The following is a 13,514-nucleotide window of genomic DNA, read 5'->3' on the forward strand; positions in this document are numbered from 1 at the left end:
CAGGGATAATGGCTTGTCATGGTTAACGCGCCCCTAAGCTCGGCGCTTTAACGAACAGCGTCATCAACCCGCGATGAAGGCGGTCATCAAGGGGCTGGACGGATAGGCGAGCAAGGCGCCGATGGCGATGGCGACGCCATAGGGGATGTCGCCCTTGGGCTGCATCAACCGCGTGATCCAGCCGGGGCCGGTTACCGCGAAGACCTGCAAATGGCGTCGTGCAGTCATTAGAAGTATGCAAAATCCACCGCCGGCTAGCGCCGTATAAAGCAGAAACGGCAAGCTGCCTGATAACCCCATCCAGAGGATGGAAGCGGCCATCAGCTTGGCGTCTCCTCCACCGATCCAATTCAAGGCGAACATGCCTGCTCCCATCAGCAAGGCTGCGATCGCCACGCCAGAAGAGATGACTACGATATCGAGAGACAGGCCAAATATTAGCGCTGCTGGAAAAAATCCAAGAATCAAAAGTCCTGAAATCCAGTTCGGGATCTTCATTGTCGTCAGATCGTAAAGTGCAGCGATAATGGCCAGTGCTGGCAATATGACGAGACAGAGAGCTAATGGTTCTATCATGATTGGAATAAATATTATTTCTAGGTTGCTTCTTTCCCGAAAAAAAGAAGCCGAGATTTTTACCCTCGGCTTCTTCCATTGACTTCGATTTTTTGGTTAGGCGGCAGACTCGGACGTCATTTTCGCTTCAATATCTTCGAAGGTGCCCTTGAGCTTCCCGCCCAATGAGCCCACAGCCACGATGATCGCCACTGCGATCAGAGCGGCGATCAGGCCGTATTCAATGGCGGTGGCGCCGGATTCGTCTTTAGCGAAGCGCGAGATGAAGTTGCGCATGTCTTGTCTTCCTTTGTTCAGTAACGAGCTGATGACCCACTATCAGGGTCTTCGGTTTTGCCCGCTTGACCCCCGTTTGCATGGCGACAATGCGTCAGCGCCTCTTAAGAGCGAGTAAAATCTAGCCGATGGACAGAAGAATTGATGGTTACTGCGCCGTTTACTGAAATTCGTGTTTCATTTCGACGCCGGTCCCGAATTTCAGGGTTTCTTGACCTTTGAGCGTCAGCTTCGCGTCCGGCGCTCGCGCGCGCCCGTTCTGACGCTCTCGGAGGTCTCGCCATGCGCCCTGCTGCTCTTTTCGTCGGCCTGGCCGCGACGCTCGCCCTCGCCATGCCGGCTTCGGCGCAGGACCGGCCGCTCGACGTCAAGCTGGATCAGGCCACGCGGGTGCAGCTTCGCGCACCGGCCGGTTCGGTCATCGTGGCCAATCCGCGCATCGCCGACGTCGCCGTGACCGACGCGCGCACCCTGTTCATCACGGGCAAGAGCTACGGCCTGACCGAGATCATCGCCGTCGACGCCCTGGGCCGCCCGCTGTTCCAGCGTCAGGTTTCGGTCAGTCCCGGCGAGACTGGCTCGGTGCGCGTCTGGCGCGGGGGCGAGGCGGTCGAGGTCGCCTGCGGGACTCGTTGCGCGCCCGCCGCGCGCCCGTCCACGGCGCCCTGAATCCCATGCGACGGGGGCTGGGTTTGATGCGAGGTCGGCGACGCCGTGAGGGCTCCACCGCCGTGGAGTTCGCCCTCGTGGCCTTCCCCTTCTTCGTCCTGTTGTTCGGCATACTGGAGATCGGCCTGATGCTCCTGGTCGACGCCCTGGCCGAAACCGCCGTCTCCGACGCCGGCCGACAGATTCGCACCGGTCTGGCCCAGGAACAGGAGCTCGAAGCCGAAGACATCAAGGCGCGCCTGTGCGCCAACATGGGCGTCTTCTCGCGCGATTGCCCCGGCCGCGCCTTCATCGACATCCGGGTGGTTGACGGCTTCTCGACGCCGCCGGACGCAGACCCGTTTAAAACGGGGGCCTTCGACCCTGGCGTCCTGACCTATCAGCCCGGCGGTCCCGGCGATCGGGTGCTGGTGCGTGTCTGGTACGAACATCCCATCGTCACCCCTTTCATCGCTCAGGCCGTGTCGCGCACCGCCGATCGTCGCGTGATGCTGACCACCACCCTGGCCTTCCGCAACGAGCCCTACAAATGAGACGCGCCGCGAACATCGGATTGTTGCGCCGCCTGTTGCGGGACCGGCGCGGCGTCTCTGCGGTCGAGTTCGCCCTGATCGCGCCGGTGATGATCACCATCTATTTCGGCCTGGTCGAGTTCAGTCAGGGCTATATGGCCGAGCGTCGCGCCAGCCACGCCGCCTCCATGGTCGCGGACCTGGTGGCCCAGTCCGGCGGCACCAATATCCGGGACCTTGAGAGCACCTTCATGATCGGGGACATGATCATGCGCCCCTTCTCTTCGACGCCGCTGTCCATCCGCGTCTCGAGCGTCACCGTCGATGCACGCGGCGTCGCCACGGTCGAATGGAGCCGCGCCAAGAGCGCCAAAGACCCAAAGGGCGGCGACATCATGCCCGCCCGCAAGCCGGGCGACCCCATCACCGATCTGCCGCCCGACCTGATCACGGACGGCGAGACCGTGATCCTGGGCGAGACGAACTACGGCTACGTGTCCGCCTTCGGCCAGATGATACCAGGCGGCATCGCCTTCAAGCGCAGCTACTATCTGCGCCCGCGCACCACCGACCGGATCGCTTGCGCCGACTGCCCCGTCTGACTGGGCGGCCCTAGCCGACGAGGGCCTCCTTGAGCGCGCGGAACTTGGCCTCGGTCTCCAGCCGTTCGGCGCGCGGGTCGCTGTCGGCGACGATCCCCGCCCCGGCCAGGGCGCGCCAGCCCCAGCCGAGCGACGTCTGCTCAAAGGCCGCCGTGCGGATCAGGACGGAGGCGGTCAGTCGCGCCTCCTCGCCCAGCCCCCAGCCGAACAGGGAGCCGCACCACGGTCCGCGCGGCGGCTCATGGCCTGCGATCACCTTCATGGCCTGATGCTTGGGCGCGCCGGTGATGGAGCCGGGCGGGAAGGCGGCCTCCATTACTTCGGCCGCACCGACGCCGTCCGCCGCCTGAGCGCTGACGGTCGAGACCAGATGGTGCACCGTCGGATGGCTCTCCAGTTCGAACAGGCGCTCGACCTGAACCGAGCCGGGCCGGGCCGCCTGCGCCACGTCGTTGCGCATCAGATCGACGATCATCAGGTTCTCGGCCCGGTCCTTGGCGCTGGCGATCAGTTCCGCGGCCAGGGCCGCGTCCCGGACCGGGTCGGGATCTCTTGCGCGGGTGCCCTTGATCGGTCGGGTCTCGATGCGGCCGCTGGCGCTGTCAAAGGTCAGGAACAGTTCGGGCGAGTTGGACGCCAGCGCCCTTCGGCCCAGGCGCCAGAAGGCGCCGTAGGCCGTGCCCCGCTCCGCCGATAGCCGGAGGAAGACGTCGAAGGGATCGCGCCCCGGTTTCAGCGTTCCGGTCCAGGCGCGGGCGATATTGGCCTGGAACAGCTCGCCCGCGCCGATACGAGTGATCACGTCGGCGACCGCCGCCTCATAGGCCGCGCCCGAGCCTTCCTCGACCGCGCGATCGCACGGCGGCGGGGGCGGCGCGACCGACGCCGCCGTCTCCAGCCATCCAGCCGCCCGACGGACCTGAAGACGCGCCGCCTCAGCGTCGATCCCGCGTCCGATGGTCTGCACCCGCCGCTCGCGATGGTCGAAGGCCAGCAGGGCCGGATAGCGGGCCAGCATCAGGTCAGGCCAACCGCCCCCGCGTTCGCCGGTCGCGGGCCGCGCCCCGGCGTCATAGCTCATCAGCCCGACGACGCCGCCGCCCGCATAGGCCGGATCGCGCAGGCGCTTAAACAAGGTCCCGTCGTCGACCCGCCCGACGAAGGTCTGGTCCGGCTCGCAGGCGACGAAGGACCAGCGCCCGCCGTGCGCGTCCGGATCTCCGGCGCCGGCCAGCAAGGCCAGGGCGCCCTCGCGCCGGCTCAGCCCCGCCGCCGTCGCCAGGGGCTCGCGCCAGGGATGCGTCTCGACAAGGCGCGCGGGCAGGGCGTTCACGGCGCCAGCCGCGCCCGGATGCGGTCGGCCAGGGGCGCGTCCACGCCCAGCACATGCTGCAGGTAGCCGCCGACCGAACCGCTGTGCGCCGCGATGGCCCGATAGGCTTCGTTCAGATAGGCCGCCTCGACGCCCAGGAAGGCGACCACGGCCCCGTGCGACGCGGTGCGGCCGGTCATGGCCGTCAGGCGACGGGCCATCTCTTCAGCCCTGCCCTCCAGGTTCACGGCCCTGTTGGTCTCCAGATAATCCGCCATCAGGTCGTCCTGCGCCACGCCCAGCAGGCTGTGGGTCAGGGCCGCCAGCAGGCCGGTCCGGTCCTTGCCCGCCGCGCAGTGGATCAGCACCGCCCCCTCGGCCTCGCCCAGCAGACGGAAGTAGCGACCGAACAGATCGACATGGGCCGCCTCGAACGGCAGGCGGCGATAGGTCTCGGTCATGAAGGTTCGGCCGGACGCCTCGGTCAGGTCGGCGGTCTTCAGAAAGGTCAGGTGCGGCGCCTCGCCCCCGTCGTCATGATCGCTTTCGATCAGAGTCCCGGCCCAGCCGGGCGGGCGGCGAGACGGCTGGGCGCGTCGCTCGCTGGGACGGCGCAGGTCGACCACGGCGGCCAGCTTCAGCGCCGCCAGCCGCGCCACGTCGGCGTCGGTCGCCCGCGCCTGGTGCGCCGCGCGATACAGCCGCCCGCGCGCCAGCAGGCGGTCGTCCACGGCGTAGCCGCCGTAGTCGCGGAAATTGTCGATGGCCTCGAACGGCGAAAGGCGGTCGCTCATGACCGCCTTTCTTAGACTGTTCGACGGGGGGCGCCAGTCCAGGCTAGCGCCCCGCCACCAGGGCCGACATGGCGTCCAGATAGGCGAGGAAGGCGTCGCGGCCCGTCTCGGTCATGCTGGCCCGCGTCAGGGGTTTGCGGCCCTGGAAGCTCTTGGACACGGCGACGAATCCCGCCTCCTCCAGCTTTCGCAAATGCACGGACAGATTGCCGTCCGTCGTCTGCAGTCGAGCCTTGAGCTCGCCGAAGTCGGCGCTCTCCACACCGGCCAGACAGGCCATGATCCCCAGGCGCACCCGGCCGTGGATCACCTCGTCGATGCGGCCGATGTCGAAGTTCGAGGTCTCGTCCTCGACGTTCATCTCAGCCCGCCTTCTTCGTTGCGCCGCGCACCAGGATCAGTCCGGGCGCGAGGGCGACGGCGATCAGCAGGACCAGATAGACCGGATAGATGAGCAGGGGATCGCCCAGTCCGGCAAGCACCACGGCGCCGGCGTAGGAGATCAGGCCCACGACGTTGAGCCAGGCCTTGCGGCTGATGGCGGCCACCACCATCCAGGCCGAACCGTAGGCGCCCATGACCACCGTCGGCATCAGGGCCATCACGCCCCAGTCGCCGGTGCGCCAGCCGAAGACCATCAGAGCCGTCCAGGTGACGAAGATGCCGTAGCCGATGGCCGACCAGGCCGCGCCGACCGACCGGTTCATGGCGCTGGCGCCGCCGCAGGCGCTTTCGATGCGGCGGATGAGCACGATCAGGGCGATCACGAATACTGCGGCCGCGCCCAGCCACAGCGACAGGCTTTCCCAGCCGCCGTTGGGGATACGGCCCAGCACCATCATCCACTGGCCGACCGTGGCGGCCCCGAAGATTACGGCGGCGGCGACCAGCACCGATCCGCCCAGAAGCGGCGCTCGCCGTCCCTCCTGGGCGAGGGCCTTCATATAGGCGATGTCGTCGTGAACGGATTGAACCTGGTCGCGGGTCATGGCGTCTCTCCCTGCCTGTCGTGCAGAAGGTGAGCCAAGAACTTTATGATGTAAAGTTCTTTCTTAAGGGTGGACGCAAGGCCTCTCCCTCCCCTTTATGGGGAGGGTGGCTGAGGCCGCAGGCCGAAGTCGGGTGGGGGGCGGCGAGGCCAATCGAGCGCTGCGCCCAGGATCACCCGGCCCTCCCCACCCGGTCTTCGCTTCGCTGCGACCACCCTCCCCATGAAGGGGAGGGAGAAGCCGCGCTCAAGCAGCGCGCGACCGCGTCACGAGCGATAGCGCCCTTATCTGAAAGGCGGCTCGTCGAAGGCGCGCAGCTTGCGCGAGTGCAGGCGGGTTCCCTCGGCGCGCAGCAGGTCCACGGCCTGGATGCCGATCTGCAGGTGCTCGGAGATCGAGCCTTCGTAGAAGCGGTTGGCCTGGCCCGGCAGCTTGATCTCGCCGTGCAGCGGCTTGTCCGAGACGCATAGCAGCGTCCCGTAGGGCACGCGGAAGCGATAGCCCTGCGCCGCGATAGTGGCGCTTTCCATGTCGATGGCGACGGCGCGGCTCTGGTTGAAGCGCAGGGCCGACTTGGAATAGCGCAGCTCCCAATTGCGGTCGTCGGTGGTGACCACGGTGCCGGTGCGCAGGCGCTTCTTCACCTCTTCGCCCGGCGCGCCCGAGACCTGTTTGGTCGCGTCATAGAGGGCGCGCTGCACCTCGGCTATGTTGGGGATCGGAATGTCGGCGGGCAGGACGGCGTCCAGCACATGGTCGTCGCGCAGATAGGCGTGGGCCAGGACGTAGTCGCCGATGGTCTGGCTGCCGCGCAGGCCGCCGCAGTGGCCGATCATCATCCAGGCGTGCGGCCGCATGACCGCCAGGTGGTCGCAGATGGTCTTGGCGTTGGACGGGCCGACGCCGATGTTGACTAGGGTGATGCCCTGACCGTCCGGCCGCGTCAGGTGATAGGCGGGCATCTGATGCTTGCGCCAGGCGGCGTCCATGATGGCCGCTTCCGGGTCGTCGGTGGCGCGCGTCACGACCACGCCCCCGGCGCAAGACAGGCTCTCATACGGGCTGTCGGGATCGGCGATCTGGGCCGTCGCCCAGCGCACGAACTCGTCGACGTAGCGGTGGTAGTTGGTGAAGAGGATGAAGCTCTGCACGTCCTCGACCGGCGTGCCGGTGTAGTGCCGCAGCCGCGCCAGGGAGAAGTCGGTCCGCAGGGCGTCGAACTGGGCCAGCGGATGCTCCTCGCCCGGCTCCCACAGACCGTCGGAGACTTCGTCGCCGATATGGGCCAGTTCGGTGGTCGGGAACCAGCGGGCGATGGCCGCCGTCATGGTGCGGTCCAGCACCACGTCCGAGCCGTCCAGCACATAGGGGAAGGGGATCTCCTGATCCGACCGCTCGACGGCGAAGGTCGCCCCATACTCCGTCGCGAGCAGGGTCAGCTGATCCAGCAGATAGGTGCGGAACAGGTCGGGCCGGGTGATGGTGGTCGTATAGACGCCGGGCCAGGACAGGCGGCCATAGGCGCGGGTCTCGAGGTTCTGCGGGCGGTCGCCGTACCAGGTCACCGTCAGGCGGGGGTAGGCGAACAGGCCTTGCGCGCGCGCCTCGGGGTCGGCGCGTTCGCCGGTCGCCAGGAAGGTCTTTACGGCCTGGCGCAGGTTGGCGACGGATTGATTGTAGAGGGTTTCGAGGCGGTCCAGCGCCGCCTGGGGGGTCATCTTGTCTGTCATGGCTTCCTCTAGCGGAAAACCGTGACCTTGGCGAGACGGGGGAAACACGCCGACATGACAGTTGACCTCCGAGGGTTAGCTCAACGCCTCGCGCAGGAAGGCGACGGCCTTCGTCAGATCGTCCGCCGCCCCGCGCCAGACCGGCGCCGCGCCTTTCGCCCCCTCGTAGGCCGAAGGATCGGTGAACGTCGCATCCGGCTTGTCGGGCGCGCCGAGGGCGGCCGCCGCACACACCGCTCCGGGCGCTCCGGCCGCCGCCAGATAGCGTCGGTCCAGCGCCAGCATCAGGGCCGCGCGACCGCCTTCGCCCAGGCCCAGAACGCCGATCCGTCCGGCGTCTCCGCCCAGATCCTCGGCCCGCCGCGCCGCCCAGGCGACGGCTGACGCTCCATCGGCGATGAAGGACGGATAGGGGCTGCCCGGCGCCGCCCGCCGGTCGGCCAGAACCATGATGAAGCCTCGCTCGGCCAGGTCGCGCGCCGTTCGTTCATCCGCCGCCTGGGGGGCTCCGTCCGGCAGCAGGATCAGGATAGGCGAACCGTTCGCCCGCGCCTGACGATAGAGGCGCAACGTCTGACGCGGATCGGCGCCATAGGCCGCGCGCGCCGTACGCCAGCCCGGCGGCCCGAGCGGAACGGGCGCCGATCCGCCCTCGCCGATCAGCGGCGCGCAGGCCGCCGTCGCCACCGTCGCCAGCAGCGGCGCCAGAAGTCCTCGCCTCGTCATGCCGTCTCCCCCGGAAATCAAAGGGGCGCGGCCCTGTCGAACCGCGCCCCGAAATCAGGTCGAACCTTACCGGGCCAGATGCTTGTCCAGCCAGCCGAAGACCTCATTGTGCCATTGCAGGCTGTTGGCCGGCTTCAGCACCCAGTGGTTCTCGTCGGGGAAGAAGACCAGGCGGCTCTCGATCCCGCGCCGTTGCAGGGCGGTGAAGGTCGACAGGCCCTGCGAGGTGGGGATGCGGAAGTCGAGATCGCCCTGAACCACCAGCATCGGGTCGCGCCAGTTCTGGACGTGATTGGCCGGGTTGAACTTCTGATAGCCCTCCGGGTTTTCCCACGGCGTGCCGCCGTATTCCCACTCGGTGAACCACAGCTCCTCGGTGCCGTAGCCCATGCCGAAGGTGTCGAAGACGCCGTCGTGGTTGACCAGGCATTTGAACTCGTCCGCCCAGTTGCCCGCGATCCAGTTGATCATATAGCCGCCGTAGGAGGCGCCGAGCGCGCAGGCGTTCTGGCCGTCCAGGAAGTCATACTTCGACTGGGCGAAGGCCCAGCCCTTCTGCAGGTCTTCCAGCGGGCGGTCGCCCCAGTGCTGGCTGATGGCGTCGGTGAATTCCTGGCCGTAGCCGGTCGAGCCGTGGAAATCGATCATCACCACCGCATAGCCCGCGCCCGCATAGGTGCCGGGGTTCCAGCGGTAGGACCAGGAGTTGCCGAACGAGCCCTGCGGCCCGCCGTGGATTAGGAAGGCGACCGGATACTTCTGACCCTCGACGTAGTTGGCGGGCTTGATGACGTAGCCGTGGACCGTCTCGTCGTTCCAGCCGGGGAAGCTGAACTGCTCGGCCTCGCCGAAGGCCTTGGTCGTCAGCTGCGGGTTCACATCGGTCAGGCGACGCGGCATTTCGCGGCCGCGATAGGTCTTGAAGAACAGGTCGCTGGGCGAGGTCAGGGTGTCGACCGCCATGACGAAGCCCGAGGGCGTCTGCTGGAAGGCGCCGACGTGGCCTTCGCCCGTCAGCGGCGTCACCACGCCGTTGCGCGCGTCGATGGCGAACAGGCGGGTCTGACCGACATCGCCCGCGGTGGCGTAGAGGGTGTTTCCGTCCTTCGACCATTGCAGCGTATCCGCCGAACGGTCCCAGTTGGCCGCGATCTGGCGCGTCTGGCCGGTGGCGACGTCGCGCAGGAAGATCGAGAACTTGTCCGCTTCAAAGCCCGGACGGGCCATGGCGCGGTAGGCCAGGGTCTGACCGTCCGGCGAGAAGACCGGGCCGGTGTCCCAGGCCGGGTTGGCCTCGGTCAGATTGGTCAGTTGGCCTGGCGCCGATACGGCGACGCTGTAGAGGTCGAAGTTCGTGCTCCACGGCTCGCTGTTCCCGGCCTTGCGCGCCGAGAAGACCAGCGACTGCCCGTCAGGGGCAAAGGTGAACTCGCTCTCGTCGCCGAACGGCTTGGACGGGGTGTCGCCGTCAAAGCCTTTCGTGACCCAGACCGGCTCGCCGCCCGCCTTGCCGTCGGCGCCGATCGACTGGACGAACAGGTGGTTCTGGGTGTGGTCGTTCCACGTATCCCAGTGACGCACGAACATGCGGTCATAGACCTGGCCGGTCGACTTACGCTCGGCCTCTGTCTTGCTGCGCGCGACCGAGGCGTTCAGGTCCGCCGCATCCGGGTAGACGGCCAGCGACACGGCGACCGCATCGCCCGCTGTGTTGATGCGATAGGCGTTGACGTCGGTCGGCAGGGCCGTGACCTGCGTCGCCGTCGCGCCCTTGTCGGCCGAGACCCAGACCTGGCTGGAGCCCGAACGGCCCGACAGGAAATACAGCTTGCCGCCGGCGCCCCAGCGGGCGGTGTTGGCGCCGCCTTCGGAGATGGCCAGCTTCTGCGGCTGAGCCTCGCCCTTCAGGCCCAGGATGTAGAGGGCGCTGGAGCGCTTGTTGGCCGCCACGTCGGTCTGGGTCAGCGAATAGACCACCCACTCGCCGTCCGGCGACACCTGGGGGTCGCCCAGCCGGTTGGCCGAGATCATGTCCTGATAGGTGAAGGCGGCGCGGGTCTGGGTCGTCGCTGGGGCCGTCGCTGCGGCCGGAGCGGCGAGCGCCCCCTCGGCCAGGGCCGGCAGGGCCGAGGCGGTCAGCAGGGCGGCGGCGCTGAGGCCGGACAGGAGATGGGGCAGGCGGCGCATTCAGGCGCTCCTATGCGGATGTGAAGTCTGGCCGAAGGCCTAACACCGCCGCGCGCCGCCCGCAAAGCCTCCTGTTTAAGGGGCCGTTTGCTGACCTTCCTTCGTCCAGTCGGCCGTCCAGTCCAGAATTTCCTGCTGCCACTCGACCCAGGTTTGCGGCTTGAGCACCCAGTGGTTCTCGTCCGGCACATGGACGAAGCGGCTGGGAATGTTCAGCCGCTGCAGGGCCGAGAAGGTCGCCAGCCCCTGCTCCATCGGCACCCGGAAGTCCTTGGAGCCGTGCAGCACCAGCATCGGCTTCTTCCAGTCGCCGGCGTAGGTCTCGGGGTTGTGCGCGTCATAGACGGCCTTGCGGTCCCAGGTCGCGCCGCCGAACTCATGGATAAAGGTCGAGATGTCCATGGCGTTCATCAGCTGCGGCACGTCGAATACGCCCGCGTGGTTGACCAGGCAGCGCCACGGCTCGTTCCACTTGCCCGCGATCATATTGACCATATAGCCGCCGTAGGAGGCGCCCAGCGCGCAAGCGCGTTCGCCGTCGATCCAGGGATTGGCCGCCAGCGCCGCCTGCCAGCCCTTCTGCAGATCTTCCAGCGGACGATCGCCCCAGTGGTCGTTGATGGCGTCGGTGAAGGCCTGGCCGTAGCCCGGCGAGCCATGGAAGTTGACCATCACCACCGCATAGCCCGCCGCTGTATAGACCTGCGGATTCCAGCGGTAGGACCAGCTCTCGGTCCAGGGCGACTTGGGCCCGCCATGGATCAGATAGACGGCCGGATATTGGCGGCCCTCGACGAAGCCCGCGGGCTTGAACACCCAGCCGTGCGCCGTCTCGTCGTTCCAGCCGGGGAAACGGATCTCCTCGGGACGGGGCAGATCGATGCGGGCCAGCAGCTCGGCGTTGTGCTGCGTCGCCTGACGGGCGGTCTGGCCGTTGCGGGCGATGAAGATCTGCGTCGGGGCGGTGAAGCTCTCATGGGCGTAGGCCAGAACGCCGCCGACCTCGTCGAAATCGCCGACCGAGCCGATGTCGGTCAGGGCCTTCACCGACCCGGTGCGAGCGTCGATCTCGAACAGGCGGTTCTGGCCTTCATCGGCGGCCGTGACGTAAAGCGCCCGACCGTCCGAACGCCAGGTCAGGCCGCTGGGGCCGCGATCCCAACGGGTCAGGGCGCGGGCGTTCGCGCCATCGGCGTCAGCGACCATGACCACCGACTGATCGCCGCCGACGTTCTCGCGCGGGGCGGCCAGCCAGGCCAGGCGCCGTCCGTCGGGCGACAGGGCGGGCGCGCCGTCCGGCCCCGAATGGTCCGGGGTCAGGTTGACGGCGGGGCCGCCGTCCAGGCTCAGGCGATACAGGTCGCTGTTGTTGGTGAAGGGGGCGCGGTCGCCCTGTATCCGCGTCGAATAGATCAGGGTCCGCCCGTCGCGCGCGAGCGTCAGCCCGCCTTCGCCCACGCCGACGTCCGCATCCAGTCCGGCGGTCAGATCTCGCGGCGCGCCCTCGGCGAAGCCCGAGCCGTTCAGCGGTTGCAGGAAGAGATGGCTCTGGCGTCCGTCAGCCCAGCGGTCGAACACCCGCAGCGGCATCCGGTCATAGACCTGCTGGGTCGACTTGGCCCGCTCGGCCAATCGGTCCCTGGTGCAGTCCAGGGTCTCGCAATCCGTATAGACCGACACGCCCAGCACCAGGGCCTTGCCGTCCGGCGTGAAGCGGAAGCCCGACACGGAGACCGGAAGCGTCGTCGCCTGCGCCGCCGCCAGACCCTCGCGGTCCGCGCGCCACACCTGGTTCGATCCGCCGCGCGACGACAGGAAATAGATCGACTGCCCGTCCGGCGCCCAGCGCGCGCTCGAGACGCCGCCGTCGGAGATCGGCAGGCGACGCGGCGCCGTCGCGCCGTCGACGTCGGCGATCCACAGGCCGGTCTGGTTCTTGTTGCCGGCCCAGTCCGTGGTGGTCACGGCGTAGATGACGCGGCGTCCGTCGGGCGAGACGCGCGGATCGCCGACCCGCTCCATCGTCGCCAGATCCTTCAGACCGAGACGATCGGACGCCGGGGCTTGGGCTGAAGTCGCAGCCGCGACCGGCGTTTCCTGCGCCAGCGTCGGCGTCGCCGCCAGGCCGCCCGCCAGCAACAGCATCTGGACGGCCGCCGCCGTCATCCAGTGTGATCGGGTCATTACGCTACACTCCCCCCAAAGAATGGTCAGGCTTCCTGCATAGGGGGCCGTTCCCGCTTCGCCAAGCGGGATGGCGCTTGCCCGCCGCCGCCGCCTCGGCGACAAGCAGGCGATGAGTCCGGCTCTTCACATCGTCGACGTGCTGATCGCCGAGCGCGCGCCCCGGCTGACGGGATCGGCCGCCTGGCCCCTGGCGCGGCCCGCCCTCTACGGCCTGCTCGACTACGCCAAGGCGCGACGCATGGCCGACGCCATCGGCCCCATGGCGGGGCGCCAGGCGCTGGACTATGTCTCGGACCTGCTGGAGTTGACCGTGCGGACGGCGCATCTGGATCGCCTGCCCGCCTCGGGCCGCTGTCTGGTGGTGTGCAACCATCCGACCGGCATCGCCGACGGCCTGGCCGTGCATGACGCCCTGCGCACGGTGCGAAACGACCTGATCTATTTCGCCAACGCCGACGCCCTGCGCGTCTCGCCGCGCCTGTCGGAGACCGTCGTTCCCGTCGAATGGGTCACGGCCAAGCGCACGCGCGAGAAGACCCGCGTCACCCTTCAGGCCGCGAAAGAGGCGTTCGAGGCCGAACGCTGCGTCGTCATGTTCCCGGCCGGGCGCCTGGCCCGCGTCGGTGCGGACGGCCTGCTGACCGACCCCGAATGGGCCGCCACCGCCGCCTCCCTGGCCCGCAAATACGAGGCGCCGGTGATCCCGATCCACGTAGCAGGCCCGACCAGCCGCCTGTTCCACCTGTTCGACAAGGTGTCGCAGGAACTACGCGACATCACCCTCTTCCACGAACTGCTGAACAAGAAGGGCCGCGCCTTCGACCTGATCGTCGGCCGCCCCATCGCACCGCTGGCGCTGGACGTCGACGCCCAGGCGGCCACCCTGAAACTGAAAACCTTCGTCGAGCGGACCCTGGCCGCCGATCCTGACGCGACCTTCGCCTGATGCCCTCC

14 protein-coding genes are annotated in these 13,514 nt (G+C 67.9%); 4 read left to right on the plus strand and 10 right to left on the minus strand.

Features of this window, described 5'->3' with window-relative positions; all coding sequences use genetic code 11:
- Positions 1-63: 63 nt before the first annotated feature.
- Positions 64-576: an A24 family peptidase gene (locus ACWIDZ_RS07745; protein ID WP_453988044.1), complete on the minus strand. Its 513-nt coding sequence runs from the start codon at positions 574-576 to the stop codon at positions 64-66.
- Between the two features lie 96 nt (positions 577-672).
- Entirely contained in the window at positions 673-852 is a 180-nt protein-coding gene (locus ACWIDZ_RS07750) for a Flp family type IVb pilin (RefSeq protein WP_453988043.1), read from the minus strand.
- A 282-nt stretch (positions 853-1,134) separates the two neighbouring features.
- Between ACWIDZ_RS07750 and ACWIDZ_RS07755 the strand changes: the two genes are divergently transcribed.
- The 3 genes from ACWIDZ_RS07755 to ACWIDZ_RS07765 all read left to right on the plus strand — a co-directional run bounded on the left by ACWIDZ_RS07755 (position 1,135) and on the right by ACWIDZ_RS07765 (position 2,635).
- A complete protein-coding gene (locus ACWIDZ_RS07755; protein ID WP_453988042.1) occupies positions 1,135-1,521 on the plus strand; it encodes a pilus assembly protein N-terminal domain-containing protein in 387 nt (128 codons plus the stop codon).
- A 62-nt stretch (positions 1,522-1,583) separates the two neighbouring features.
- On the plus strand, positions 1,584-2,054 hold the full coding sequence (locus ACWIDZ_RS07760; protein WP_453988041.1) for a TadE/TadG family type IV pilus assembly protein: 471 nt from the start codon (positions 1,584-1,586) through the stop codon (positions 2,052-2,054).
- The gene (locus ACWIDZ_RS07765; RefSeq protein WP_453988040.1) at positions 2,051-2,635 is read left to right on the plus strand and encodes a TadE/TadG family type IV pilus assembly protein; all 585 of its coding nucleotides are present in this window, start codon (positions 2,051-2,053) and stop codon (positions 2,633-2,635) included. The genes ACWIDZ_RS07760 and ACWIDZ_RS07765 overlap by 4 nt, the downstream gene beginning before the upstream one ends.
- A 10-nt stretch (positions 2,636-2,645) precedes the next feature.
- On the opposite strand, the gene ACWIDZ_RS07770 is transcribed toward ACWIDZ_RS07765, so the two are convergent.
- From ACWIDZ_RS07770 to ACWIDZ_RS07805, 8 genes are all read right to left on the minus strand, one after another.
- Complete coding sequence (locus ACWIDZ_RS07770; protein WP_454071109.1) at positions 2,646-3,716, minus strand: anthranilate synthase component I family protein; 1,071 nt, start codon at positions 3,714-3,716, stop codon at positions 2,646-2,648.
- Positions 3,717-3,964: 248 nt separating this feature from the next.
- Positions 3,965-4,741 (minus strand): tyrosine-protein phosphatase, encoded by a 777-nt coding sequence (locus ACWIDZ_RS07775; protein WP_453988038.1) that lies wholly within the window; start codon positions 4,739-4,741, stop codon positions 3,965-3,967.
- Between the two features lie 43 nt (positions 4,742-4,784).
- Entirely contained in the window at positions 4,785-5,102 is a 318-nt protein-coding gene (locus ACWIDZ_RS07780) for a winged helix-turn-helix domain-containing protein (RefSeq protein ID WP_343830144.1), read from the minus strand.
- Between the two features lies 1 nt (position 5,103).
- Positions 5,104-5,730 (minus strand): hypothetical protein, encoded by a 627-nt coding sequence (locus ACWIDZ_RS07785; protein WP_338577286.1) that lies wholly within the window; start codon positions 5,728-5,730, stop codon positions 5,104-5,106.
- Between the two features lie 284 nt (positions 5,731-6,014).
- Complete coding sequence (locus ACWIDZ_RS07790; protein WP_453988037.1) at positions 6,015-7,460, minus strand: AMP nucleosidase; 1,446 nt, start codon at positions 7,458-7,460, stop codon at positions 6,015-6,017.
- Between the two features lie 75 nt (positions 7,461-7,535).
- Positions 7,536-8,186, minus strand: a complete 651-nt coding sequence (locus tag ACWIDZ_RS07795; RefSeq protein ID WP_453988036.1) for an alpha/beta hydrolase — start codon at positions 8,184-8,186, stop codon at positions 7,536-7,538.
- Positions 8,187-8,252: 66 nt separating this feature from the next.
- Positions 8,253-10,373 (minus strand): prolyl oligopeptidase family serine peptidase, encoded by a 2,121-nt coding sequence (locus tag ACWIDZ_RS07800; RefSeq protein WP_453988035.1) that lies wholly within the window; start codon positions 10,371-10,373, stop codon positions 8,253-8,255.
- A 75-nt stretch (positions 10,374-10,448) separates the two neighbouring features.
- Positions 10,449-12,557, minus strand: coding sequence for a dipeptidyl-peptidase 5 (locus ACWIDZ_RS07805; RefSeq protein WP_453988034.1), 2,109 nt, complete (start codon positions 12,555-12,557; stop codon positions 10,449-10,451).
- A gap of 70 nt (positions 12,558-12,627) precedes the next feature.
- Here ACWIDZ_RS07805 and ACWIDZ_RS07810 point away from each other — a divergent pair, with 70 nt between their 5' ends.
- Complete coding sequence (locus ACWIDZ_RS07810; protein WP_453988033.1) at positions 12,628-13,506, plus strand: GNAT family N-acetyltransferase; 879 nt, start codon at positions 12,628-12,630, stop codon at positions 13,504-13,506.
- The last annotated feature ends 8 nt before the right edge of the window (positions 13,507-13,514 follow it).

This window comes from Brevundimonas sp. NPDC055311 (assembly GCF_053645695.1).